Annotated in this window: 31 protein-coding genes; 6 read left to right on the top strand and 25 right to left on the bottom strand. The window is 31.4% G+C overall.

Annotated elements, in window-relative coordinates:
* Positions 1–62 precede the first annotated feature (62 nt).
* From APR43_RS19200 to APR43_RS19220, 5 genes are all read right to left on the bottom strand, one after another.
* Positions 63–1,511 (bottom strand): hypothetical protein, encoded by a 1,449-nt coding sequence (locus tag APR43_RS19200; RefSeq protein ID WP_053470960.1) that lies wholly within the window; start codon positions 1,509–1,511, stop codon positions 63–65.
* A 436-nt stretch (positions 1,512–1,947) separates the two neighbouring features.
* Entirely contained in the window at positions 1,948–2,457 is a 510-nt protein-coding gene (locus APR43_RS19205; RefSeq protein ID WP_053470959.1) for a hypothetical protein, read from the bottom strand.
* 1 nt (position 2,458) lies between these two features.
* Complete coding sequence (locus tag APR43_RS19210) at positions 2,459–2,917, bottom strand: hypothetical protein (protein WP_053470958.1); 459 nt, start codon at positions 2,915–2,917, stop codon at positions 2,459–2,461.
* Between the two features lie 3 nt (positions 2,918–2,920).
* Positions 2,921–3,349: a copper resistance protein NlpE N-terminal domain-containing protein gene (locus APR43_RS19215; protein WP_053470957.1), complete on the bottom strand. Its 429-nt coding sequence runs from the start codon at positions 3,347–3,349 to the stop codon at positions 2,921–2,923.
* A 14-nt stretch (positions 3,350–3,363) separates the two neighbouring features.
* Entirely contained in the window at positions 3,364–4,161 is a 798-nt protein-coding gene (locus APR43_RS19220) for a PhzF family phenazine biosynthesis protein (RefSeq protein ID WP_082356385.1), read from the bottom strand.
* 212 nt (positions 4,162–4,373) lie between these two features.
* On the opposite strand from APR43_RS19220, the gene APR43_RS19225 reads away from it, so the two are divergent.
* Positions 4,374–5,375: a hypothetical protein gene (locus tag APR43_RS19225; protein WP_053470955.1), complete on the top strand. Its 1,002-nt coding sequence runs from the start codon at positions 4,374–4,376 to the stop codon at positions 5,373–5,375.
* Between the two features lie 35 nt (positions 5,376–5,410).
* Here APR43_RS19225 and APR43_RS19230 read toward each other — a convergent pair whose 3' ends face one another.
* From APR43_RS19230 to APR43_RS19255, 6 genes are all read right to left on the bottom strand, one after another.
* Positions 5,411–6,211 (bottom strand): helix-turn-helix domain-containing protein, encoded by an 801-nt coding sequence (locus tag APR43_RS19230; protein WP_053470954.1) that lies wholly within the window; start codon positions 6,209–6,211, stop codon positions 5,411–5,413.
* Between the two features lie 12 nt (positions 6,212–6,223).
* Complete coding sequence (locus APR43_RS19235) at positions 6,224–6,871, bottom strand: NAD-dependent epimerase/dehydratase family protein (RefSeq protein WP_053470953.1); 648 nt, start codon at positions 6,869–6,871, stop codon at positions 6,224–6,226.
* A 4-nt stretch (positions 6,872–6,875) separates the two neighbouring features.
* Positions 6,876–7,919, bottom strand: a complete 1,044-nt coding sequence (locus tag APR43_RS19240; protein ID WP_053470952.1) for an SDR family oxidoreductase — start codon at positions 7,917–7,919, stop codon at positions 6,876–6,878.
* Positions 7,920–8,081: 162 nt separating this feature from the next.
* On the bottom strand, positions 8,082–8,576 hold the full coding sequence (locus tag APR43_RS19245; protein WP_053470951.1) for an SRPBCC family protein: 495 nt from the start codon (positions 8,574–8,576) through the stop codon (positions 8,082–8,084).
* A gap of 27 nt (positions 8,577–8,603) precedes the next feature.
* Positions 8,604–8,966: a hypothetical protein gene (locus APR43_RS19250; protein WP_053470950.1), complete on the bottom strand. Its 363-nt coding sequence runs from the start codon at positions 8,964–8,966 to the stop codon at positions 8,604–8,606.
* A gap of 168 nt (positions 8,967–9,134) precedes the next feature.
* Entirely contained in the window at positions 9,135–10,280 is a 1,146-nt protein-coding gene (locus tag APR43_RS19255) for a M57 family metalloprotease (protein ID WP_165590677.1), read from the bottom strand.
* Positions 10,281–10,862: 582 nt separating this feature from the next.
* On the opposite strand from APR43_RS19255, the gene APR43_RS19265 reads away from it, so the two are divergent.
* Together APR43_RS19265 and APR43_RS19270 are read left to right on the top strand one after the other, a co-directional pair.
* Positions 10,863–11,240, top strand: coding sequence for a GreA/GreB family elongation factor (locus APR43_RS19265; RefSeq protein ID WP_053471177.1), 378 nt, complete (start codon positions 10,863–10,865; stop codon positions 11,238–11,240).
* Between the two features lie 163 nt (positions 11,241–11,403).
* On the top strand, positions 11,404–12,189 hold the full coding sequence (locus APR43_RS19270) for a DUF5995 family protein (RefSeq protein WP_053470947.1): 786 nt from the start codon (positions 11,404–11,406) through the stop codon (positions 12,187–12,189).
* A 134-nt stretch (positions 12,190–12,323) separates the two neighbouring features.
* Here APR43_RS19270 and APR43_RS19275 read toward each other — a convergent pair whose 3' ends face one another.
* The 4 genes from APR43_RS19275 to APR43_RS19290 are packed head-to-tail and all read right to left on the bottom strand — an operon-like array spanning position 12,324 to position 13,803.
* Positions 12,324–12,530, bottom strand: coding sequence for a hypothetical protein (locus tag APR43_RS19275; RefSeq protein ID WP_053470946.1), 207 nt, complete (start codon positions 12,528–12,530; stop codon positions 12,324–12,326).
* 57 nt (positions 12,531–12,587) lie between these two features.
* Positions 12,588–12,998 carry a DUF6157 family protein gene (locus tag APR43_RS19280; RefSeq protein WP_053470945.1) on the bottom strand — a complete coding sequence of 137 codons (411 nt, stop codon included), beginning with the start codon at positions 12,996–12,998 and terminating at the stop codon, positions 12,588–12,590.
* A 57-nt stretch (positions 12,999–13,055) separates the two neighbouring features.
* Complete coding sequence (locus tag APR43_RS19285; protein ID WP_053470944.1) at positions 13,056–13,550, bottom strand: hypothetical protein; 495 nt, start codon at positions 13,548–13,550, stop codon at positions 13,056–13,058.
* A gap of 16 nt (positions 13,551–13,566) precedes the next feature.
* Entirely contained in the window at positions 13,567–13,803 is a 237-nt protein-coding gene (locus APR43_RS19290; RefSeq protein WP_053470943.1) for a helix-turn-helix domain-containing protein, read from the bottom strand.
* A gap of 148 nt (positions 13,804–13,951) precedes the next feature.
* Between APR43_RS19290 and APR43_RS19295 the strand changes: the two genes are divergently transcribed.
* Entirely contained in the window at positions 13,952–14,245 is a 294-nt protein-coding gene (locus APR43_RS19295) for a hypothetical protein (RefSeq protein ID WP_123924619.1), read from the top strand.
* A gap of 1,129 nt (positions 14,246–15,374) precedes the next feature.
* Here the strand turns inward: APR43_RS19295 and APR43_RS19305 are convergent.
* From APR43_RS19305 to APR43_RS19330, 6 genes are all read right to left on the bottom strand, one after another.
* Entirely contained in the window at positions 15,375–15,929 is a 555-nt protein-coding gene (locus APR43_RS19305; RefSeq protein ID WP_053474153.1) for a hypothetical protein, read from the bottom strand.
* Positions 15,930–16,006: 77 nt separating this feature from the next.
* Positions 16,007–16,528, bottom strand: coding sequence for a hypothetical protein (locus tag APR43_RS19310; protein WP_053474154.1), 522 nt, complete (start codon positions 16,526–16,528; stop codon positions 16,007–16,009).
* 3 nt (positions 16,529–16,531) lie between these two features.
* Positions 16,532–17,404: a hypothetical protein gene (locus tag APR43_RS19315; protein WP_053474155.1), complete on the bottom strand. Its 873-nt coding sequence runs from the start codon at positions 17,402–17,404 to the stop codon at positions 16,532–16,534.
* Positions 17,405–18,003: 599 nt separating this feature from the next.
* Entirely contained in the window at positions 18,004–18,312 is a 309-nt protein-coding gene (locus APR43_RS19320; protein ID WP_053474152.1) for a hypothetical protein, read from the bottom strand.
* Complete coding sequence (locus APR43_RS19325; RefSeq protein ID WP_053474151.1) at positions 18,293–20,311, bottom strand: PHP domain-containing protein; 2,019 nt, start codon at positions 20,309–20,311, stop codon at positions 18,293–18,295. The genes APR43_RS19320 and APR43_RS19325 overlap by 20 nt, the downstream gene beginning before the upstream one ends.
* A 114-nt stretch (positions 20,312–20,425) precedes the next feature.
* Complete coding sequence (locus tag APR43_RS19330; protein ID WP_053474150.1) at positions 20,426–21,184, bottom strand: DUF6602 domain-containing protein; 759 nt, start codon at positions 21,182–21,184, stop codon at positions 20,426–20,428.
* Between the two features lie 442 nt (positions 21,185–21,626).
* Here APR43_RS19330 and prfA point away from each other — a divergent pair, with 442 nt between their 5' ends.
* Complete coding sequence (prfA, locus tag APR43_RS19335) at positions 21,627–22,703, top strand: peptide chain release factor 1 (protein WP_053474149.1); 1,077 nt, start codon at positions 21,627–21,629, stop codon at positions 22,701–22,703.
* Positions 22,704–23,019: 316 nt separating this feature from the next.
* Complete coding sequence (locus tag APR43_RS19345; RefSeq protein WP_053474147.1) at positions 23,020–24,351, top strand: DUF5723 family protein; 1,332 nt, start codon at positions 23,020–23,022, stop codon at positions 24,349–24,351.
* Positions 24,352–24,667: 316 nt separating this feature from the next.
* Here APR43_RS19345 and APR43_RS19350 read toward each other — a convergent pair whose 3' ends face one another.
* From APR43_RS19350 to APR43_RS24330, 4 genes are read right to left on the bottom strand one after another with little or no spacing between them, the layout of a single operon-like run.
* A complete protein-coding gene (locus APR43_RS19350; RefSeq protein ID WP_053474146.1) occupies positions 24,668–25,057 on the bottom strand; it encodes a hypothetical protein in 390 nt (129 codons plus the stop codon).
* Positions 25,058–25,093: 36 nt separating this feature from the next.
* Positions 25,094–25,447 carry a hypothetical protein gene (locus APR43_RS19355; protein ID WP_053474145.1) on the bottom strand — a complete coding sequence of 118 codons (354 nt, stop codon included), beginning with the start codon at positions 25,445–25,447 and terminating at the stop codon, positions 25,094–25,096.
* A 36-nt stretch (positions 25,448–25,483) separates the two neighbouring features.
* Positions 25,484–25,768, bottom strand: coding sequence for a YtxH domain-containing protein (locus tag APR43_RS19360; protein WP_053474144.1), 285 nt, complete (start codon positions 25,766–25,768; stop codon positions 25,484–25,486).
* 48 nt (positions 25,769–25,816) lie between these two features.
* Positions 25,817–25,969 (bottom strand): lmo0937 family membrane protein, encoded by a 153-nt coding sequence (locus APR43_RS24330; protein ID WP_108422304.1) that lies wholly within the window; start codon positions 25,967–25,969, stop codon positions 25,817–25,819.
* Positions 25,970–25,988 lie beyond the last annotated feature (19 nt).

Below are 25,988 nucleotides of genomic sequence, written 5' to 3' on the forward strand. Positions count from 1 at the left end.
CATAAAAACCACAAACGGAAGCTTGTGGTTTTTATATTAATTAGATTTAAAAGTAAAACAGCTTATTGTTTGGTTCTTAATTTTAGACGCAAATTGAATTGTTTAACAATGTCTTTAACATGTTCGTCTTTGATTTGTTTTCTGTTTAACCCTTGTAGACCTCCTACATATCCTGTAAATACATGACTTATAAAAAGAGGAGAAAGATTTGATTTATAATATGTGTTGTGACAAGAGAAACAATTAACAAGATTAGATACCGAATTCCCGTGTATTGATGTTGGATTAAAACCTACCTGAACATAAGTTTCCATAGTAATATTGTAGGCTGAAACCGAACCTCTGGTTAATTTTCCAGGAGCAGAATTTGAAAGATCATAACTCAAAGAATCTAATAAAGCCGCTTGTGCCGGAGTACTATTGTATCCTGCAGTATTTATCCATAATGAACCATTGTAGAAATAATTGTTCCAGATACCTTTTAGCTGTGTTTTAACACTTTGATTAATAGTACGGATATTATTTAAGTTTTGTGAACCATTTTGGCTGGTTTGCATAAAAAGCTGAACATTATGAGTGCCTTTCATTGCTTTTTCAACAGGAACTCCATATTTGTAAACAGAAAAAACATCGGTATAAATTCCATTTCCTGAGGTTATATTGGTAACCGTTGCCGTACTGGCTTTATTAAAAAATGGGTAATCAACTGTACTCGTCACCGGCGCATCAGTTGTTGGCGTTGCTTTTGACCAATCGTAAGCAGGTGCAAGATTTTCGTGTTCAAAAGTAGCCCACACAAATTCAGGATGATTTTCTACAATTCCAACTACGTGCATTCCCAAAAGTGCTACTTTTGTTTTTACTCCATTTATTACTCCCTGAGTAACAAAATAAGAAGAAGAATCTTTAAGAACGCTTGCATCGATCCAGGAAGTTTTAAGTTCTAATGAACCTACAGGAAAAGCTATATCTTTTAATTTAGTAGGGTCATTTTTTGCTATTGGACCATATTTTAGCATAGTTCCATACATAAGTTTGTCCATAAATATAGAATAATACACCGTAGTCGATTTAGGAACACCCGATGGATAATTTGGCGTTTTTAAGATATCAGTACTACCACTTGCCTGAGCAGTATCTGTTAAAACAATCCCGCTGCTTGGGTTTAATCTCTGACCTGCGGCATTCACCTGAATCAGGTTAGTAATGAATTGCGGTTGTCCGTTAACCTCATTAGTCAGCCAAAGAAATTTTTGCCATGACCATTGATGAAAGTCGCAATTTGTTACTGTTGCATTGTTGGCAAATACGCTTGTTGGTCCTTCATTTGGTGGAGGAGTTTGGCGCGTATTGTTTACGATCGTAAACCAATTAGCAGGAGCTAAACACTCAGAAGCTGCAGCACTTTCCTTTACAGTTGTATAATTATCTTTTTCTCCCTTTGAGTCCTTTTTGCAGGCACCAAATGAGATTATTATGATAAAAAGTAATACCATTTTTGTAGTTTTCATAATAAGGAGCTTTAGTTAATTTTGTAATTATTTCTTTTGAATACCTGAAAGTAGATAATTAAGAAAGTGACTACAAAAAAAATGTCGTAAGTCCGTCATATTTAGGTATAAAACCAACAAAAAGAGTTACTAAAGTTCTAAGATTCTAAGATTCTAAGATTCTAAGTTTTTGTGTTGGTGTGTTGGTTCTCGCGAAGGCACAAAGTTTTGTCCTTGGAATGAAGCAATCTCACTTAGTCTACTGCTTTCTTAATATTATAAACATAAACTTGAAAATTATGATCTTTCGATTCTCTAACAATTAGAATTTCTTCTGTAGTTTTTATATTCTGATAAGTAACATTGTAGAGATATGCAATCGAATTTTTGTCGTCAGACGTTTTAGTTTTAAGTAAAGTTTTTTCGATTAATTTACCACAGCTTTTATTCTTTTCTTTTAGTACAAGGTAAGATGTGTATTTTTAACGATAAAATCAATTGCCAATTTTACTTTTTCCGGTTTAGTCAAAGTCAAAACTTTTTTATTATAACTTTTACTTTCATCAATAATGAATATAGTAAAACAGTTTACAGAATAATTTAAATCAGGTTCCCAGTTGTGTAATTCTTTAATGTCGTTTGAATAGGAGTAATTAGTAGAAAGTTTACCTTTTATTATGGAAAACTGTTGAAAATTTGAAGTTTCTATTAAGGTTCTTTTTAATCTAAACCCGAATAAGAAAATAACTTTATAAAGCTTTTGATTTTCTACAAAAAAACCTTTCTTAGTAAATAAAATTGAAATGAATATAAGGCATAATAGAAACAAAATACTTTCAATAATATAATAAGATTTGAAACTTGCGGAATTAAGCATTCCAAGAAATAGCATTCCAGTTATAAACGTCAGGATAATCAGATTTTGAAATTGTCTGAAATCTAAATTTCTTTCTAATATAATTTTCATTTTACAAATCGGTATCTATATAAGTTACTTTCATATTTTTATAATTAGGATATTTTTTTCTGTTGATTTCTAAGCAGACAAAAGACGAAGCAGCTTCACCTACAGGTTCATGAATATGATTTCCATTAAAATTTATTTGAATGGTATCATTTTTAATTTCTACTGAACAATTTTCCACCGGAACGTACATGCCGCCGCCTCCAATTATAAATAAATGTTGTGCAGTTTCTTTATATAGACTGTCTAAGTTTCTTTCGTTTAGATTTGAATCTACAAAAGTAAGTTTCGTTTTAAGAGCATCTTCTTTATTATCAATCCATTTGCTGTAATATATTGGATTGTTATATTGAGATTGATCAAATTCACAAGAATAAAATTTGAAGTCTGGATTATTTTTCTTGCAGCTGGTTATACAACTTATTAATAATATTATAATTCCAAATTTGAAGTTTTTTTCCATCTTTTATATTCTAAAAACATCAATTCTTCTCATCCAATTAATTTCAGATTCTAAGAATTGAAGTTTCGTTTTCACGACTTTATCACTTTTATCTCTGGGATTTTTAGCTACAAACCTGGCTGTAGAATTATTAAAATCTAAAGTATATTTTTCGTCAAAGTCCTCTTTTTTATTGGCAGAAAAAGTAATCATATTGTCCTTTACGCTCCATTTCCCTTTTCCGTATTTATTTTCTTCCGGCGGAGTTCCGCCTTGAAGTTTAGAATACGAATGAAATACAAATGTTCCATCTTGATTTAAGGTCAGTTTATATTCAATTATATGTTTTCCCTCTTCAGAAAGTGAACGCGAATAAGCGCCCGCAAATTGATTTGATTGGGCAGATAAAGTGATACTGCAAATTAAAAATAAAGTAGTAATTAATGCTTTCATAGTTTTTTTAAGATTTATAAAATAAATTCACCTTCTAAAACAATTACCGCTTCTCCAAGAATATAAACCTTGTCTTGTAAAAGTTCTGTACTCATAGTCCCGGTTCTTTGAGAAGACTGGTAAGCGTTCAATTTTGTTTTATTGAGTTTTATGGCCCAATATTTTGTCAAAAAAGTTTGAATTCCACCAGTTACAGGATCTTCATTAGTTCCAGCCCAAGGCCAAAAATATCGGTAATGAAAATCAAAATTTTCGTTGTCTGAAACAGCAGTTACAAGCACACCGTTTATTCCGGTATGTGAGTTTATCAAGGCTGTGAAATCTGGGTTTAAATTTGCCAGTTCCTTAGCGCTTTCAATCTCGAGTAAAATTATTTTGTTATTTGGGCTGTACCTTTTTTCGACAGTTTCAGAAATTCCAAGAGCGTCAAGGAGTTTTTGAGGAACTTCTGTTTGTTCTGTGTCATAAACAGGAAATTGCATTTTGATTTTATTCGCTTCTTTTTCAATATTCAATTCAACATTATCGCAGTTGATAAATTTTATGCTGTTTAATGCAGTGGTGCTGAAAAGAATTTTAGACGAAGCCAATGTTGCATGTCCGCATAACGGAATTTCTGTTTTCGGACTAAAAAATCTAATACTATATGTATTGTTTTTTATTTGTTTTATAAAAGCAGTTTCCGAAAAACCAATTTCGGTTGCAATGTTTTGCATACTTTCTGCATCTAATTCTGTATCGGGAAGACAAACCGCAGCTGGATTTCCTTTAAATTTTTCATTTGTAAATGAGTCAACAAAATAAGTTTTCATTTTTATTTGAGAGTACGTTAAATGCTATTTTTAGTTAAACGAAAATACGATTAAAAATGCTAATCTGATAAAATAGATTCAGATTATATTTACGAAAGATAAGCTTCTGTGAACCGAAAAAAATCTTCTAATGATTTCTAATTAAATTTATATATTTTTGATCAAAATAAAATTTAACTCCCAAATAACCACTTCAGAAACCTACGAACCTTATGAGTAATTCTACCCAAGAAACCAGTTTGCCAAAAATTTATAATACTACCGCATTAATTGCCTATATCTATGCAGCTTTAATTATTGTCTTTGCCATTTACAAACAATTTTTTTATGTAGACAAAACCTGGTTTCATGGTTTTTTAGCAAATGGTTTTGCGGTTTTTAGCACTGTGATTTGGTTTGGAATACTAATGGTTTTTAAACTTTTTTTAAATAGAGTGCTTAAATATGGCAAAGCCGATTCATTAATAATTATATCTTTGGTTTTCCTGGCAATACCAATTTATTCTTTAGGTTCGGTTTTATTCAGTTCAATACCAATATATTTCGCACAAGAAGAGCAAGGTTTTAATTCATTAGCTTCTTTTGCTTCAACCTCTATTTCGAGTGCAATATTGCTGATTCTCTCTAATATTGTAATGATAGTGGTTACTATTTTATTAGGAAATCGTATCAGAAAAATTAATGTTATTTTGAAAGATCTTTTCATGGTTTTAGGTTTTTCGCTTATCATACTTGGAGTTGGTTCTGCGCTTCAGGCAGTATCGATTATTGACAGCGATTTCATTGTGTTTTTACCAAAAGCAATTGTGGCTGCGGTTTTAGGGTATATTTTGAAAGCGACTTCTCAAATGAATTATGCTGAATTATCTTCGACGTTAAAAGTTGAAATAAATGAAAATGTGAACCTTACTAAAGCTAAAGTTTCATCTCAGAAGGAATCTGAAAAAGTAGAAAAAATAAATGTTTCCAAGAAAAAGGAAGCAATTACTACAGGACCGGAAGTAGTTCCTTATGTTGATATTAACGAGCTCGAAAATAAGGAACTAGTACTTTCTTATTTTGATAATTTATCAACGGATGAATTAAACAGACTTGAGGTTGTAGTGGCTAAAAATTATACTCAAAATTTGACCGACGACCAGAAAAAGAACCTTATTATACAATATATCTCAGAGAGAAAATCGTATGATCACAATCGTTATGCTCCAAAATAAAAGGTGCGTTTACAGACTTAAACTTTCAATTTTAATTAATTATTTTTCTTCGTTTCAATAAGCTGTGTTGGCGAATGTCCAAACAGTTTTTTGAATGCAAACGAAAAATGGGAAAAGTTCTCAAAACCTAAGTCAAGATAAATGTCAGACGGCCTTTTGTTCTTTTTATCAATTAAATGATACGCTTCTTCAAGTCGTTTTTGAACCAGCCAATGACTTGGAGTAGCATTAAATATTTTTTCGAAATCTCTTTTAAAAGCCGACAAACTGCGTCCTGTTAAGTAAGCAAAGCGTTCTATGCTTACATTAAACCTGAAATTTTGAATCATAAAAGCTTCAAGGTCTATTTTTTCGGGACTGCCAAAATCAAACAAAATATTGGCCAGTTCAGGATTAACTTTTAATAGTACAAGCAGTAATTCGGTGCGTTTTACATTCAAAAACTGATCATCAATTGTGCCCTTTTCGTTGAAATAAGGAGTAAGCGACTGAATGAAATTTTTAGTTAATGCATTTTTAGTTAATGCTATAATACCATTTGTCGGTTTCTCACTTTCGACTTTAAATTGATATTTTTCATTAAACTCTTTTAAAAAATCCTGTTCAAACAAAATGTAGATTTTTTTAAACTCACCATTATCAGGTTGTTTGGTATATTTTGCTAAATGATTTCTTCTTGCAATACCAAAATCTCCGGGTTTAATTTTGTATTCTTTACTTCCGTCGTAAGCCAGCATCGAACCCGAAACTAAATACATAAAGCAATGCTCAGGAACAAATTGCTCATTATTAAGTGAAGGACTTACATAACAGGCAGATATAGCAGTTTCTTTCATTTTTCAGAATTTTTATTGTTTTGCTAATTGATCAATATCATCTACTTCTAGAATTTGTTTTGGATATCCTTTAGAAACCACATGAATCATAGCGCGCCCTACTTGTTGAAGTGTCAATGTTTTTTGCGGAAAAAATGGTGCAATTATCGGCCCTAATATTTTGTAGATTGTTTTTACATTTGCCTGTCCTTTAGTTCCTTTCATGATCGCCGGACGAAAATTATATTGATTTTTGCCATATAATTTCATCAGGGCATTTTCTGTTTTGCCTTTAACTCTGGCCCACATTACTTTTCCTTTTTCAGAACTGTCTGTTCTGTTACCGGAAACAAAAATGAAAATCATATCAGGATTCAACTGTAATAATTGGTCTGCAAAAGCAAGTGTTGTATCATAAGTAATTCGGGTAAACTCTTCTTCTTTTTTGCCGACAGAACTAATTCCTGCACAGTAAAAACAGGCGTCATAACCTTTTAAATGTTCAGAGAAATTTTCTAATTGTAAAAAGTCAGGTACAAGAAGTTCTTTTAATTTAGGATGATCGAGATCGTAATGTTTTCTATTTACGATCAGTACTTCTTCTTCATTTTCGTTTTCTAAACACTCAAATAAAATACCTTCGCCAACCATTCCTGTGGCTCCTGTTATGATTACTTTCATCTTTTTATTTTTTGATTAGACCTAATTTTAATAGACTTTCGGCAGTTGCTAAAATTGCTTCTTCATTTGAACGTGGAGACCAATTTAATGTTTTTTTTGCTTTTTCTCCGCTGGCCTGCATGTATTGTCCCAGTAAAGTAACCAGCATTTTTAACGATGGTTTTTTTAATGCGCTAGCTTTTAAAACCCAGTTAGGCAGCTCTTTTGTTGGAACTTTATCAGCTTCATTGCCTAATTTGTTTTTAAGAATTTTAGCGACATCAAGCATGGATAAAACATTTCCTGTAGTGGCTAAAAAGCGTTCGCCATTTGCTTTAGGATCTGTCATTGCTAGTAAATGCAAATCGGCAACATCGCGTACATCGATGTAACAAGAACTGATTTTTGGACAGGCTTTAATGTCACCTTCCAGCATTTGTTTAATCATTTGATGCGAATGCGAATAATCTGCGCCTAATAATGGCCCCATGACACCAACCGGATTTACTGCCGAAAGTTCCAGATTTCCGCCTTCATTTTTTATAAATTCCCAAGCAGTTTGTTCTGCAATGGTTTTTGATTTTTGATACGCATGAATATTACTGTCAATGTTTGTCCAGTCTTCTTCGGTGTATGGCTTTTTACGGTTTTTGTGTCCCATACCGACAGCACCGAAAGCAGAAGTTAAAACTACTCGTTTTACATTGGCATCTCTTGAAGCTTTAAGGACTCTTAAAACGCCGTCTTTTGCCGGATTAATTAATTCGTCTTCGTGTGTAAACTGAATCGCCGGAGTAGGAGAGGCAACATGTAGTACAAACTCGCAGCCTTTTACTGCTTCATCCCAATTTTTGTCGCTTGAAAGATCAGCCTGAATAAATGAAAGATTCTCAAATGTGCTAATACCGCCCACTTTAAGCATTTGTTTTACTTCGTCTTGTCTATTTAAGGAACGAAGCGTTGTTTTTACCGAATAGCCTTCTTTCAATAATTTTAAAATGCAATGAACGGCAATAAAACCTGAACCGCCTGTAACCAAAACTGTTTTGTTTTTTTCTGAATTTGTCATTTTTTTAAGTTTTAATACTGCAAAGTTCAGATTAAAACGAACAGCTTATTTTGCTATAAAGTCCAAATTTTATGTCTTTAAAAGTCCAAATTTTATGTCTTTAAAAGTCCAGATTTTAGGTTGTTTTTATTAGGTAGATGTTTGATATACTGATTGTTGTTTCTAATTGTTAATCATAGGATTCAGATTCTCATCTTTGTTGCGTAAATCTAAACCGCCTTCGTAAACTGATTTAAGATTAACCAAATAAAAACCCCAGCCATTTGAACAGCCAAGTCTGATATATTGTTTAGAATAATCATCTGCAGCAATATTATGCTGACGAAGTTCAACTATTGTATAACCATTTGTTTCGCTTAGTTTTATATCTACAAGACAACTTCCTTCAAAAGTAAATTGCAATTCGTCTTTTCCGTTGGCAGTGATAATTTTTCCTTTCATGGCATCTTTATACAAATACCAAAGCCAATCGTAAGTATTGCTTTCTACAGCGTTTTTATCTTTAGCAATTGGTTGCTGGTTTGCATCAAAAAAAGATACTTTTTCGAGAAACCATTTTTCTAATTCATGGGCTATTGTCCAGGCATTATAAATGTCGCTGAGTTTAGCCTTAATTGCTATTTTTTTGGTGAAAGATGTCCAGTCGAAATTTTCCATGTTTAAACTTTTATTAATCTGTCATTCCTAGATTTTTGTCAAGTTTTTGGAGCTATAACCACAACTTGGACAATAAATTGCTCTTGGAGTTCTGAAAGGTTTTTCACAATTTGGACAATCTTTTCCAAATTGACTTATTTGATGATGTAAAATAGGCAAAGGATTTGGTTCGTATTCTCCTGTTAATACTCGATACATTTCAAGCATATAACGATATTTTTCAAACGTTTCAATTTTGTCCAGCCAAATATGATTTTTAATATTTCTATTTTCTAATTCTTCTTCAACGATTTTTTTTCCATGAAACAATGCTTCTCTACATAATTTGAATTCATTATCATCGAGCATTTTGACTTTCATATTACAACGCCAGCAAAATTTTTCTTCCATGTACGATGTTTATAGGCTTATAATTAGATTATAACAAATATATGACATTTAACGTAGGTCATATACGATAATAAAAAACATATAAATATTTGATGGGATACATCAATTATATGCAATTATCTAGAAAAATAAAAAAAGCGCAAAGTCAGAGACATTTGCGCTTTTGTATTATAGTGAACCTTCTAGTTTAAATTTTCCTTTTTTCATAATGTTGTAGTCAGGGCTTCTATAAAGATTGCCGCTTGTATCTCGTATGGTATAATAGATTATAAAATTAGAAGTTTGTAATCCCGGGTCAGAATAAAAAGTATCGGCAACAGCCATAAAATAGCCGGTTGCACCCCAGCCAATGCCATAAGGAGCTCCAGCGCCATTTACTTTTGAGTACCACCAAATAATACTGTCTAAATCGGCATTTGCTAAATTTCCTGTATATGTCCATGTAAATAAACTGATTCCAGATGACAGATAACTTGGACCAGATGCCGTTATTTGAGGTAAAATTACAGGCTCTGGGTACAAGTATTTGATGGCTATTAAATCGTAAGTTGAAAACCCGCTCCATTCGTAATTGGCAGTTCCGCCGTTCATTACAGAATTTGGATCCTGATTTGGCGTATTCGGTATCAGGTTTGCACCAACAGTTCCTGCCGTTTCACCTCTAATATCCCAGTTTGTGTGTCGTAAACCTATACAATGACCTAGTTCGTGTACAATATTGTAGCGTTTACTACTTTCGGTAACCGTAACATTGCTTAAAAAATCTAGATTTATAATAACCTGATTATAAGGCTGGTTATTTGTTGGGAAACCCGCACTTGCTATAACATTGTCAGCCAATTGATTCCCGTCACTCTGAATAATTATATCAGATGAAGGACTTGTAGAAATTTCAAAATTAACTTTAGATCCAGAAATAGTATTCAAGTCGTTAATAGCATTGTTAATGGCAGCTCTCCAGTCGTCGGCTCCGCCAGTTGGAATTGATGGGGCTACATAAACTGTCATAGAAGTAACATTGGTTTGTGAAACCAAATTGTTGGTATGTGCATGTCTGTCAGTAATACTTTTTGAATAAGATTTTATGTCTTTAGAAAACATTAAATCGCCCTCAACCAAATAGAAATTTTCATATTCTGTAATTCTTTCTTTTGCGAACCCCATTTCAATAAGTTTATCAACAACAGGGGAATCTTTTAATGCGCTTTCTGTACTGTTCGAATCAGGATTTTCATCAGAACAATTTTGAAATAAAAACAGGGCTGAAATTGCAAAAGCAAACAGCATTGATTTACCAAATAATTGGTTTTTCATTTTTTTCATAATTTTTCAAATTAATTTGTTTAGGAAATTTTTTGAAGTATTTATTATAAAATCTAGCTGTTAAACCATAAAAAATGTAAGTGGTTTTAATTGTGTTTTTAAGGTTTTTTAAAATAAAATAGTAACAAGCTAAAATGTATAATAAATCTATTTGTTAAAAATAACCTATTTATTTACAATTGTTTTACGGAAAAACCGTAAAGCATTTTTTATGAAATTTATGTTTTTTATAAAAGTAATTTGGTGTTGTTTTTTTATTGTTTTTTGTAAGAAATAAAATGTATCTTGCAGAACAATTATAATTATAAAATGATAACTGCAAATTCATATTTAGTAAACAGCTGTTTAATGTGCCTGATGTGCACATTATTGTATTTGCATGATGATACTTTCTTAAAAAGTTCAAAAGAGTTTATTCATTTTGCCCTGTCGCAACTCTAGGCAGGGAACTCTTATATTATAGTTATTTATTAATCTTCAATTTTTTTAGGATATGATATCACTGAAAGCCTTATGCTATTCAGTGAAGAGTTATATATCATACTGTATGGAAATGAAGCAAACAAGAAAGTCATGTCACACAATATTATATTAACCACAGGAACATACGATTTAATTAAAGATCACGTAAGAAGAAAAAAAGTAACGCCTCAGGAAGAAGAATTGTTACTTGGACAGTTAAAAAATGCATCTCAGGTATTGAGAAAAAATCTGCCGGAAGATATTGTTTCCATAAACCGAAAAATAACTTATAAAGACCACACCAATAATGAAGAAAAAACAATTCTTCTGGTTGGTCCCGAAAAAGTAAAAGTAAGTAAAAACAAAATCTCAGTTCTTTCTGATGAAGGTATTGCAATGGTTGGCTACAAAGTAGGAGATCTTATAGAATGGCCGGCTAAAAAAGGGAATTTAAAATTAGAAATTTTAAAGGTAGAAGTAGAGGCATAATATTGTTTTCATTTAAGTTAGTAACATCCCAAAAGAGTTTTCTTTTGGGATATTTTTTTGCATTAAAAATAATAAGATAATTACTTCAAAAAATAAGCATTGAAAGATTAAAATAATTATATTAGTTGCTCTCAATTTGACTAATAACCAACACTAAACGATTATGAAACAAGCAAATACTATTGATGAAGTAATTCAGTTTTTGGATGAAATAATAGAAAAATCAAAGATTGATCAAAGCAATATAGGTTTATTTGCTATTCTTTATCGTGAAGTTACTATAAGAGTTAAACAAGGTATCGCTGCTGGTTCTTTTCAAAACGGCGAACGAATGGAAAAACTGGATGTTATTTTTGCTAACCGATATTTAAAAGCCTATTATCAATACCAAGCTAAAGAAAAACCATCTGAATGCTGGGGATTTGCCTTTGAACAAGCCGAAAAATTCTGGCCAATAGTTCTGCAGCATTTACTACTGGGAATTAATGCACACGTAAACCTTGATTTAGGAATTGCCTCGGCTCAAGTCAGCACAGTGGAAGATATTGCAGATTTAAAACATGATTTTGACCAAATAAACTTTATACTTAGCAATTTAGTAGGCGGTGTGGAAAAATGTTTAATTAAAATTTGGCCCACGCTAACTTGGATACTAAAATACACAGGAAAAATAGATAATTTCTTTATTGATTTCAGTATGGAAGAAGCAAGAAACGGAGCCTGGAAATTTGCCAATGAATTTGTGGCAGTTCCAGAAAACGAAATAGAAGCCTGTATAAAGCTAAGAGATGAAAGAATAACAGAAATCGCCCGATTAGTTTCAAACCCGGGATATTTTGTTAGTGCCGTTTTTAAATTCATACGCTTATTTGAAAGAGGAACTATCGCTCAAAAAATAATTGATATGCAGATAATGGAAGAAAAAAATATGGAATGTGTTGTGGCTTGATTTTGAATGAAATATAACGAAAAAAGCAAGCTGTTATTTCCAATCCAAAATAATACTAAGTAAATTCTCGACAATTATTTTGAGCCAGTTTTTCTTTTTTGGTTCAGTCATTTTAAATTCCAATTATATGGTTTTTAGATTTTTTTTTGTGCTATCAAAAGCCCCCATATTGCAATTCCAAAGATGATTGAAAACACAATATCGCTTTTATCAAAATTTTTAGACTCAAATAAGAAGTTGATAATTACACTAGCCAAACAGCAAACTATAAGTTTTAATAACTTGTTTTTTAAAGTTTTGTCGTGATAACTCCACTTTTGCTGTGGTATAATTTTTTTCATTTTGGATTGAGATTGATTATTAATTTCTCACGCTGTATTCGTCACTGACGCGAGAAATTATCGAGCAGATTTCATGGCCTTTACTTTTTTGATTTTGGGATCTTTTAAAAACTTTAGGTATTCGTCTGTTTCCATGCCGAAAATGGCTATTTTTCCATTATGGTCATTATGGATTCCAAAACCATATGTTTTTGAAAGAGGTGAGGCGCGAAAACAAGCTTGTCCCTTAGAAAAAAAATCTTCTCTGGCTTTTTCGTATTCACTTTTTGTTAAATCATTTCTGTCAGCAAATACCTGAAAAAGAACATCGTCTGAGGTATATTTATACGGATTTTTGCTAATGAGTTCGTATTGCATTTCTGCAACTGTTTTTTTGTCTTTGCTTGGCGGTTTTGTTCCCTGAGAAACTTTGCTGTCTTCTGCTGTTTCTATAAAAGTATCAAAATAGTTGGTGGTGTGTATTTTCATCTTCCTATAAATTTGCTTTATAAATATAGATTTTTCTTACGGAATGTTTTTAACCTGCTAGCGTGATGAATTTTGATGTTCTATTTTAAAAAATTGCAGTCTTTCCTCTGAATTTAAATCTTTGTAATCTAAAAAGGAGTGCCTTAAAATAAGTTTTTTATTTTCCATTAATACTTCAAAAAGAATTAAGTTGTTTCCTCCATAAATTTGATATTTATCAAATTTTAAAAGCACAGCCCATTTCTCTTTAGAAAATCTTTTTTCGATACTCCATTCTCCATCAATAGATTGACAGTCTGCATATTGTTCCTTAGTTACTTTATTAATTACATTAGGAAAATTTTCGGTCTCAAAACTTCCATCTTCATTTAATGTTAACCTAACGTCATTGCATTTATAACCATAATGCATCATTGCATTGTAACTTGCTAAATCAAGCTTCCATTCTCCAATTAATTCTGTTGGTTCAGGTTTTTTTGTTAAATCCTTCGGAGTGTTACTGTTACAGCCGCTAAAAATCACAAAAAATATCAGGTAAACTACATTCTTCATATAAATAAATATAAGATTACAAATCCTTAATTAATTCACTTGGATGAATTTTTAAAGCTTGTGCTATTTTAAACATAGTGCTTATTTTCATTTCTTGAGAACCTTTAATGTATTTTCTTAAACTTTCTACATCCATTTCAGCATCATGAGCCACCTCTCTTTGCTTGAATTTTTTTTCTTGAATTACATCTTTTATCTTGATTCCCAGTTCTTTTACAACTTCTGGAATTTCACTTTTTCTTTCTCTTTTCATAGAAATGAAATTACAAGTAATCGATTGTTTTTAAGTGAATGTAAACAGTCGGTTGTATGTCGCTGATTTTTTTATATATTTGTTTAAAATTGTAAATCAAATCTTATAATATATGAAAATGCAAAATGAAGATAAAATATCAGAATTAATGAGTAAAAGAAATTATTTCACCAAACTAAAACTAAAGCATAAAGAAGATAGTTCATATACAATACCGCTAAAAGTTTCTTCTTATAACGAATTAAATCTAATAGTTTCAGATTTGCTAAAAGCCAGTATTGTACTAATGAATAAAGAAGCGAGAAGTTTAGCCGTTTTTCATAAAGAAACAGATATTAATGTATTGACTTTACTTGAAATAGCATTACAGCTTCTGCCAGAAGAAGAAATGGAGTTATTGGATGATTTGCATAAGGTTTATTTACAGACTGATACAGTGTAAATTTTCCGATAGCGCGGATTTGTAATCCGTGCCCACAAAGATTAGTTTGTGATTTTGTAATAAAAAAGCTACATTATTTTGTAGCTTTTATTTTTGATGTTTTTGTTGTGTCTTATTGTTGTGGGCACGGATTACAAATCCGCGCTATCCGGGCTGGGCGAATTGTAGAGATATATCTGCGCGATCGGGTTAAGGTTATTATTTATTTTTTTTTGTTGCTATATAAATGATATAACTGAAACTTAAAACATAAGTCATAAAGCTTATTAATGAAATTACTGTATTGTTCATTCCTGAGGTAACAATATTTGTTCCGATTCCTATAATAAAAAGGAGAATAGCAAGTAGGATTTTTGTTGAATTTCGCATGAATTGTAATTAAATTTTAGGGAATATGGAGTGATTTTTTCTCGTAAAGGTTTGTATATGTCCACTAGCGTGGATTTGCAATCCGTGCCCGCAAAGATTGGTTTGTTCTGTTTGTAAATATAAAAAAGCTACATGATTTTGTAGCTTTTTGTTTTTGCTGATTCGTATTGTGTCTTACTGTTGTGGATAAACGCAAAGTTTTGTCATTCTGAGGAACGAAGAATCACACAACAAATTCTACATGCAAAATCGCCAATCCGATAGCGCGGATTTGTAATCCGTGCCCACAAAGATTAGTTTGTGTTTTTGTAATAAAAAAAGCTACATGATTTTGTAGCTTTTATTTTTGATGTTTTTTGTTGTGTCTTATTGTTGTGGGCACGGATTGCAAATCCGCGCTATCGGGTTTTCTTCACAAATTTTTAAAATAGTAGTTAAACCAACTAAATCATAGTCGCTATTAGCAATCTCTTGATCCGATAGCGCGGATTTGCAATCCGTGCCCGCAAAGATTGGTTTGTTCTCTTTGTAAATATAAAAAAAAGCTACATGATTTTGTAGCTTTTTGTTTTTATGATTTGTATTGTGTTTTACTGTTGCGGGCACAGATTGCAAATCTGCGCTAACTAATTGTAAAGATATATCTGCGCGATTTGGTAACGAACTGGACAGGCATATCTGCGCGATCTGGTAACAATAGTAATAGTATAGTCTTCATAATTTAAGATTTTTGTATGATATGAAAAGTTTCGCTCAGGTTTTACCTGAAACTTCTTATATTTATTCTAGAATTATTAAGAGTATTTGTGTAGCACAATCCATTTAAATTTAATGCCTCATTATACAATCCATACATTATTCTGTATTCTCCATAAAAATCATACACTACCATATCATTTTTACCCAAACTTCCACTAGACATTGGACGAGGAAAACCAATTTTATCGGGATCGATATGTGTCCTTGAACATTTATCATCAACACTTCTGAGATCTAGTTGATATACTTTTCCAACTTTTATGTTAGTTTTGCAGGTTGCAGCATTTTTTTTCTCACTCACGATCTTATAAACATATTTTGAATTTTTGGCTTCAATTAAATAATATATACCCAAAGAATCAATTTTAGTAATCTCATAACACGATAGTGTATCTCCTTTCGCCAGAATAGGTCTAGCATATATCTTATTGTTTGTTGTTCTGTTTTCTTCGTTTTTATTAACTGCAAATTCAGAAAGTAAATGAAAATTTACCAATTTTTTTTTCTGTTGACTAAAAATGAATAACGGAAACAATAGTAATAATAGAGTCTTCATAATTTAAGGGTTTTCTATGGTATGAAAAGTTATTTCTAGGTTTTTACCTGACAATTTTTATATTTTTTTTCAGAATCTCAAGGACTATTTATATAGCATAGTCCACTTAGATTTAATGCCTGATTATACAATGGATACATTATTCTATATTCTCCATATAGATCATAATATTCTGTATCATTTTCACTAATGCTTCCACACACCAGTCCTAGAGGAAAACCAATTCTATTAGGGTTTATATGCGTCCTTGAATTCATATCATCAATACTTCTGAGATCTAGCTGATATATTTTCCCAACTTTTATATTTCTTTTGCAGGTGGCACTATAGCTTTTCTTACTCAGGATCTTATAAATAAATCTCGAATTTTTGGCTTCAATTAAATAATACACACCCAAAGAATCAATTTTAGTAATCTCATAACAGGATAGTGTATCTCCTTTTGCAAGAATAGGTCTATTGTATGTTCTACCATTGATTCTTTTTTCGACTTCCTTTTTATTAATTGCAAATTCAGAAAGCAGATGAAAATTTACCGAATCTTTTTTCTGCTGGCTAAAAATGAATAATGGAAATAATAGTAAAAATAGAGTCTTCATAATTTAAGGGTTTTCTATGGTATGAAAAGTTTCACCTATGTTTTTGCTTGACGTATTTATGTAGTCAATTTTAGTTACATTGCAGGGAACGCTGTAATCAGCTGGGTTTTCAACTCTATTATTGTTAATATCGTACATTTTTCTTTCAAAACCAGCCGGTTGTTTTGTAGCTTCTGCGTTATGAGCTTTATAATAAACAGATGCTGGGTCATTGGCGTCTGCCATTGTAGCATGATCAACTTTTAAAATTCCTTCCTGTTGTGCTATTTTAGCGCCATAATAGGCTTCAGAAACTTCATGATTAGTTGTTTTTCCTGGGTTTCCAGATAACTTATCCCATTTGGATAATGCTTCGGCATTAATTTCTTGAGTAGCGTGCGTAATTCCTTTTTTATCGGTGTAGTTGCCAGAAAAATTGCCCACATTTGGATCTCCAAATTGCGTAAGTTTGTTGCCTGTTGCTATAATGGTAGTAATTACAGTATGATCTTTTATGGCGAGATATATTTTCTCTTCTTCAGGGTCTAGTTTTTGCCCCTTTCTAGTTTTGGCAGATAGTTCTCCATTAAGTTTCATCTTTATATTAAGATGAGGATTTGCTTTAATTAATTCTTTTAATGCAATATCCCTCTGGTCACCAGTTAATATAACACCATAGTTTGAATATATAAAATGGATAGAATTGCTAAGTTTATAGGATCTTTGTTTTGGAAGATTACTTTCTAATGGTTTATGAAAAGAAGACTCAAAGCGCTTTGGCGTTTTTCTTGCGTCTAACATTTTTGACATCCTATTACGTCTTTCCCAAATATCATCTTTTATAAAATCATCTCCATATCTGTCAAAAAGATTTTTTGAATTATTTTTTCTGAACATAAAATAAAAAGTTACTATTAATAATTTGATTTAGTTTTTAATAAAGTAAAGAAAACAACGATTTAAAGAAGATTAGTAAAAGTTTTTTTTATAATAGATTACGGTAAAATGTGTTAGGTTTTAACTTAGAAAACTTTATGCAATTCATCCAATACTTCATCGGCCCGGATTGTCAATCGGCTATCAAGATTTTATCCGATAGCGCGGATTTGTAATCCGTGCCCACAAAGATTAGTTTGTGCTTTTGTATTAAAAAAAGCTACATGATTTTGTAGCTTTTATTTTTGATGTTTTTTGTAGTGTCTTATTGTTGTGGGCACGGATTGCAAATCCGTGCTATCGGGTTTATTTACAGTCTGATACAGTATAAATTTTCTATAATCCGTCCGATAGCGCGGATTTGTAATCCGTGCCCACAAAGATTAGTTTGTGTTTTTGTAATAAAAAAAGCTATATTATTTTGTGGCTTTTATTTTTGATGTTTTTTGTTGTGTCTTATTGTTGTGGGCACGGATTACAAATCCGCGCTATCGGGTTTTGAGAAAACTTTTAGATATTTTTTTGTTTATAAAGTTTGACTAGTGCGAACGAAGAAGGTGTTATTCTGAATCCTGCACTTTATATTTGTCGATTGCCTGTTTGTACATTGCATCCACGCTGTCTTGAAATCTTGTTTTATTATTTAGAAAATCTTTAAACTTTCCATGTATATTTTTGTAAATTATGTTGTGTGCAGGATTTTGAAGTAATGTATCTTCATATTCATCCATTTCGAAATTTTCTATTGATGCAAACTTTAATAAAGTAAGCAAGTGATCTTTATTGATTTGGTCAATTTCTGTCCAATTGTCAACGGTTGTATCTATACGATAATAACCTTTATTACTATTAATCTTTAAGTATTTCATAAGTTTGATTTTTACGTTCTGTATAAGCATCAATTCCTGCTTCTAAGCAATTTAATATAGTGTCGTAGTTTTTGATTTTATTGCCATCTAAGCAAGTTAGTTCTTTATCAGATGGGTATCCTGTAAATATGCGATAAACAATATCATTATTTTCAATACTTTTTTGTGTAATAGCGATATAATTTGGTTTTATTGAAGCACCCACAGTACTATTATGGGTTACAACAACAACTGGCATTAATACTGATATATCTTTAATTAATGTATTAATTTCTTTTTTTAAGAAAAGATTGTCAAATGACGATTCAGGTTCATCAATTAAAAGAATATCGTATTTCATTGCATCTTTAATTTCATGAATCAAATTAAATTCTGAGCGTTCTCCACCAGATACTTTAAATCCATCCTTGTTCAATGTTGTAGATTCTATTCTGATAAAAAATTTATACAAATTGGCATCTTCAATCCCTATCTCTTGTAGTTTTAAAAGATATTCGTATGGATTATTATACTTGTTAAATGCACTGCTATATACCTTCTTTTCACGTCCTATTTTTTGTAAATCAGTCGCGCTTTCTATTCTATGTGCAGTAGTGATAATAGAAAATTTTCCTAGTTCCTCTTTATTAATTTGCCTTTCCTTTTTCAATTCGGTAACAACATCAATAAATTTGTTTTTTCTAATTTCATCTAGAGCAATTTTATAAAAATCAATATTTTCAACAAAAGAACTTGTCGTTTTTATTCTTAGCTCACGCTGTATGTCGATTATGATTGTATTAAGCCATTTTTTTTGTTCGTTTTCAATTTTAGAAATACTTGATTTCTCAATTAATTCAAACAATAATTTTATCAAATTTTCATTTGAAATGTACTTTGTTATAATATCTTGATATTCGTTATTATCAATTAAAGTAATTACTGACTCAATAATCTTATCTAGATTACTCATGTCATTTAGTGAAAATTCATCTTCACTAAATAAATTGCATTTTGAATATAAATCTTTTTTTTCGCTTTCTGTTGCAAATTTTTTGAGTGAATCTATATAATTGTCAAGGTTAATATGGTTTTGCGTTATATCAATCTGAATTATATCTTCTATGGATGTTTTAAATTCATTTAAAAAATTATTATGAATAATACTTAATCGAGAATCATTTGTTCTATTAAATATTGCTTCATCATCCTGAAGTAGTGAAAATTGTCTTATATATTTTGCATTTCCTGATGATGAAGCAATTTTATTAAGAGTTATGGTTTTTCCTGATGAGCGTTCTCCTAATATTATATTTAAACCTGTTGATAACTCTAAACCTTCATCAGTTGCTTCAAAAAAATCATTTCCACTTTCTTTGGTCAGGGATATTTTAGCTTTATCTGTCAAACAAGATTTTATTCCGGCAAAGGATATTTCTTTTAAATCGATAAATGTATGTCGTGTTGGAAAATCTTTTAAGTCTGTTCTAAAACGCATATCACTGAACAAGACTGGAACAAGATCATTCTCTTCTTTAAGTAGTCTTTTAAATTTTGATATACTTGCAACTTCACCTGATGTTATATGTGGATTTAACGCATTAATCGTTTCTTGTTTTATAGATGGACTTTTGTCATAATGTGGAATAAGAATATATTTGTTTAGATCATGGAATATAGCATGAAATTGAGCAATTGTAAGTGTATCTGTATTAGTTTTAATTATTTCAGAAACTTTTTTGCATTTTTCATCAAAGTTAGAAACTTCGAATTCGTCAATATCAGTAATCAATAATAAATGTCCGCCCTCTAAATCAATTTCTATACCAGGAAAAACAGGAATTTTCAATGAATTCCTAATTTCATAGTATTGTTTCATGTCAAATATATTATGGTTTGTTACTGCTAGAGCATCAATTTTTAATTTATCAACATATTCTATAACTTTAGAAAGGTCAAAATCAAAACTATAGTCACTAACGGTTGAAACGGTATGTGTATGAAGGTCTATTTTTTTCATTAAATATTTGGTTTTATGATTTTACTTAATCTAGACTTATATAATCATTGTCACTTTAGGTTAACAAAATTGTTACAGAACCTTTGTTATATGCTTTTTTGTTTCCAATTTCTTCTAACGAAATTTTTTTTTAACCTGTATTGATTTACCTACAGGAAACCAAAGATTACTATTTTCTAAAACAGATCTACCACCTATCCAGTCCATTAAATTTGAGATGAAGAATGAAAATGAAAGTTCCTCAATTTTATATATAAAATGTGAATCTCGAAGCTCGTTAAATTCTTGCTCCCAAAACTTATAGAACCAATTTTGATTTAAAGAAATATGATTAACGCAAAATTTATGTTTATTAGGATCTTGATTTATTTCATCCCAAGGTAATTTTATTGAAGTTGCTATTGTGTCAACATTATTAACCGTTGAGTCATATGAAAATATTCCATTGAAAATAGGTTTGGATTTATCAGTTTTAGCATCAAATATGAATTTTCCGTTCTCATTTGATTTTTTAACGATTTGTTGTAAACCTTGATTTGTTGCATTTGCTTTAACTTCGATGATACCTAAAATGGAATCTGGTGTTAGAATTACAAAGTCATTTTCCTTAAATAATATTGGGCAAGATGTATCATATATAATTAAATCAATTTGTTTTGACGCTTCATGTTCACCTCTAATTCCAGTCTGTCTAACAACGAAACCAGTTCCAATTTTAAATTTTTCAGGTAAAAACCTTTGAATCACAGTTTTTATAACTGCCTCCTGATATCTACCATCTTCTCCCCAATGAGTAATCAGGTTTCTTACTCTATCCTTAATCGCTAAGAGTTCTTTTGTAGTGGACTTATGAAATTCAATAGTATTCATCATAGTTTTTTTTTAAAATATGTTACCTTATTTTTATTCTTTTACATACAATAATGCTTATTTGTTTTTTTAATACTTATATGTATAAGACAAACATCGTTTTTAATTTAATCTAATTACCAAGTAAAAACACCTGTTTTCTTATGAAGACATATTTAATTATATAGTTGTTAAAAGTAACTTGCCTAAATTCAATGTTGTTACGGAAAACCATAAATCTTTTAAATGATTTCAAATTCCTTTTAATAGAAGGAACATTCTCTATGTAAAAGAAAAATTTCTTTGTAATTTCATAAATAAGTCTAAAAAGATTAATCTATAGTATAAAACAGCTTTTTTAAACAATAACTTCACTAAATATTCTAGCGAAAATTCCCAAAAAATCAACACTAGAATTTTCCACAAAAATTTTGTAATTTTGCAGTCCAATAAAAGGAATTAGAAAATGTTAGATAGACTTCAATATGTAAAGCAGCGTTTTGATGAGATTTCGGATTTGATTATTCAGCCGGATGTTATTGCTGATCAAAAACGTTATGTGCAGCTTAACCAGGAATATAAAAGCATAAAAGCACTGGTTGAAAAGAGAGAAGAATACATTCTTGTTTTAGCAAATATTGACGAAGCAAACGAAATTATTGCGGACGGAAGCGATGCTGATATGACCGAAATGGCCAAAATGCAGCTTGACGAAGCAAAAGAACGCTTGCCGCAGCTAGAGGAGGAAATCAAATTTATGTTGATTCCTAAAGATCCTGAAGATGCTAAAAATGTAATGGTTGAGATTCGCGCCGGAACGGGTGGGGACGAAGCTAGTATTTTTGCAGGGGATTTATTTAGAATGTATACTAAATATTGCGAAGGCATGGGCTGGAGAACTTCGGTTGTAGATATGAACGAAGGAACTTCTGGAGGTTTCAAAGAGGTTATTTTTGAGGTTTCGGGAGAGGATGTTTACGGAACTTTGAAGTTTGAAGCTGGTGTTCACCGTGTACAACGTGTTCCGCAGACAGAAACGCAAGGTCGTGTGCATACATCGGCAGCTACTGTTATGGTTTTACCAGAAGCAGAAGAGTTTGATGTTCAAATTGATATGAACGACGTTCGTGTAGATTTCTTCTGTTCATCTGGACCTGGAGGGCAATCTGTAAATACTACGAAATCGGCTGTACGTTTAACGCACATTCCAACCGGATTAGTGGCGCAATGTCAGGATCAGAAATCGCAGCATAAAAATAAAGATAAAGCTTTAATCGTATTACGTTCTCGTTTATACGAAATGGAATTAGCCAAAAAACAAGAGGAAGATGCTACAAAACGTAGTTCTCAGGTAAGTTCTGGTGACCGTTCGGCTAAAATTCGTACGTACAACTACGCTCAAGGTCGTGTAACAGATCACAGAGTTGGTTTAACGCTTTACGATTTAGGAAACATCATGAATGGTGATATCCAAAAAATTGTTGCCGAGTTACAGTTGGTAAACAATATGGAGAAATTGAAAGAAGCGTCGGAAGTTTACTAACGTAAACTTCTTAGGTTCAAAGATACATAGTTACAAAGGTTCAGAGGTTTCTTTTCTGACGTAAAATATTAAGCCGAACATTTGTTCGGCTTTTTTTTTTTTTTTTAAACTTTGTCCCTTTGTCCCTTTGTCCCTTTGTCCCTTTGAGCCTTTGAATCTTTGTCCCTTTTTTACGAATCTATCTTTTTTAATTATAAAGGTTTTCTGAGAAACTTTGAGCCTTACCATCTTAGAGCCTTAGAAACTTCCAAAAAATTTTATTTTGTCATTTTTTATTTCATATTTGCGTTACTAATCAACCAATTATAACCAATTTATGAAGAGAACTTTACTATTATTATGCTTCTTTGGAAGCTTTTTTTATGCCCGGAGTCAGTCTTATTTTGGGTTTCGGGACGACAATTATGCCGGGATTCAGGGCGTATTATTTAATCCGTCGGCAATTGTAGATTCTAAATACAAAGCCGATGTTACGATTGCGTCGGCAAGTGCAACGGCACAAAATGATTTGTACGGGGTTAATTTTGCCGAAATATTTGACGGCGGTTACGACTTGGATACAGATGCCAAAAAGAAATTTAAATCGAATAACAGAGGGAATTTTAATGCCGATATTCTAGGCCCTTCTTTTATGATGAATATTAATGAGCAGCATAGTATTGGTGTTTTTACACGCGTTCGAAGCATTACCAATATAGTTGATGTAAACGGACAGCTTGTTGATGAGGTGAATAAAGATATTGATGCGTCAAACAGTTTTTTAATATCGGGAGGAAATCCTAATGGTGTCAATAATTCGTGGGCAGAAATTGGAGCCAGCTACGGAACAATTTTGTTAGATCATGATGTACATTTTCTTAAAGCTGGGATTACCATAAAATATTTAATGGCAGGAGTGAACGGTTATATCAACGGAAATAATTTGAGTGTTGCCTTCAATAAAAATGATGCAGATCCGGCTTTGAGTTCCTATACTTCAACAGGAACTTTGAAAACTGCCGCAAGCTATGATTATGAAAACGGAAAAGATCCTGAGTTTGATTTGGCTTCGGCTGGAGTAGGGCTTGATTTGGGTTTTACTTATGAATACCGCACCAATTGCCATACTTGTATAGGAAACAGATATAAGCTTAAAGCTGCTGTAGCTGTAACAGATATTGGCAAACTGAATTATAAAAATCTTACTGAAAACACGTATGACTTAACCGGAAATGTTACCCAAGATGACATTGACAATGCAGACGATGTTTTCAAGTTTTTTGATACTTATTATACCAAAATCTCATCGAGAAAAGGAGTAAAAGCAAATTTACCAACGGCTTTGCACACCAACTTTGACTGGAATATCGATAATAAGTTTTATTTGAATTTAAGCAGCGATTTTAGTTTAGTCGATGCTAAAAAGATCAACGGAACTTCGATTGCAAATTCGGTTACATTTACCCCGAGATATGAAACGAGACAATTCAGTTTTTATGTTCCCATAACTTACATGGAATACAGCGGAACGCAAATAGGAACTGGTTTTAGAGCCGGCCCATTATTTATTGGTTCTGGATCTTTGATTTCGAATTTGTTTTCGGATAATTCTAAAGCTGCGAATGTGTACGTTGGTTTGAAACTGCCAATTTATCAAAATTATAACTAAGTTCTAAGTTTTTTTTAAATGAAAAAGAGATTGTTTCACTTGTGTGAAACAATCTCTTTTTGTTTGGTTGAGAACTATATTACTTAGAAACTAAAATCTTAGAATCTTAGCAACTTAGAACCTCAGAACCTTAAAAATATAATAAAGTACTAACTGTTTAACCGTTTGTAATAGCAAAAACGTATAAACGAGTTATATACCAAAAAATACTCGTGTGTATTCAAAACATTTATATAGATTAGAGTACATGTATACACCGTTTTTTAATACTATATGACTTAACTTTTCCATAATGTTTAAAATTTAAGTTTAACAATTACTCTCTAGATGGTTCGTATTGTGATGATTCTTCTTCATCTTCTTCAGAAGTATCATGTGAAGATTCGCTTGGTTTTGAAACCAGATTAGTTACCACAAGCTGTACGATTGAGCCCAAAATTCCTTTAAAAACTGAATCGCCTTTGCCTACAATAAATCTTTTAGCAAGATATCCAATTCCGATACTGATGGCAGATTGTGCCAGGTGGCTTTTAAAACCAACAGTTTCGTTGATTTCCTCGACCGTATTTCGAATGAGATTAATAGGTTTTAAATTCTCTTTGATATCTTCGATATGGTCTTTAATGGCGCACCATTCTGTATCCTGACGATCTTCTAATAATTTAATTCTCTGATTTAATTCATCAATAGTGTAAATAGGCTCCATAATAGTCTTTTTTAATATTAATTGTTTTAAATCAGTTTATTTTTCTTTTAAAATACTCGAAATAATCGAGTTACCAATTGGGGTTTTTATCAATCTGTGATGCGATTTGTGCAGTACAATGGCCACTATTAAATAGAAAAGTGCCATGATAAAAAAGCCAAAATAATATTCTCCAAGTTCTTTCCCAATCCATAAACTTAAACCAACATTAAGGAACAACGTAAAAAATGCAACAACAACACCTACTGCTATCTTTGATGCTAATGATGAAACACCATCGGCGACTGAATTTATTGTTTTGAGTTTTAATAATTCTAAACTCGTTTTTGTATAATTTTCAGCTTTTTCATATAGATTAAAGTCCTGGTTTGTTGTTGCATTTGGTTCCATGATGTTGGTATTTATGGTTTGAAAAAATCACTTATATTAATAGTTTGATTTTACAGTTTTAGCTTCATCTTTAACTGTATTGAAATCATCTTTTACCTGGTTGAATTTTGCTTTTCCTTCCTCGATGATGTCTTTACCGTTTGAAGTGATTGTGCTTACAATACCATCAAATTTAGTTTTGATATTATCTCCGTAATCTTTCGATTTATCTTTGATTTTTTTTCTGGTATTTGAACCTTTGTCCGGTGCAAATAATACTCCTAATAATGCTCCTGCTGCTGCAGCTCCTACGATTCCTAAAATTGTGCTAGATGCTTTCATAATATTGATTTTTAATAGATTAATATATTTATTTAATGTTGATTAATTTTAAATCTCTCGGCCTTTGATAAGTCTTAGTAAAATGGCAATAATGGCGATTACTAATAAAATATGGATGATACTTCCAAAACTGTATACAAAGAACCCAAGAGCCCACAGAATAATAAGTATTACTGCTACGGTATATAATAAATTTGACATGGTTGTTTATTTAATGGGT

Origin of the sequence: Flavobacterium sp. NLM, from assembly GCF_002210235.1 — a bacterium.
In the GTDB taxonomy this organism is placed as follows: Bacteria; Bacteroidota; Bacteroidia; order Flavobacteriales; family Flavobacteriaceae; genus Flavobacterium; species Flavobacterium panici.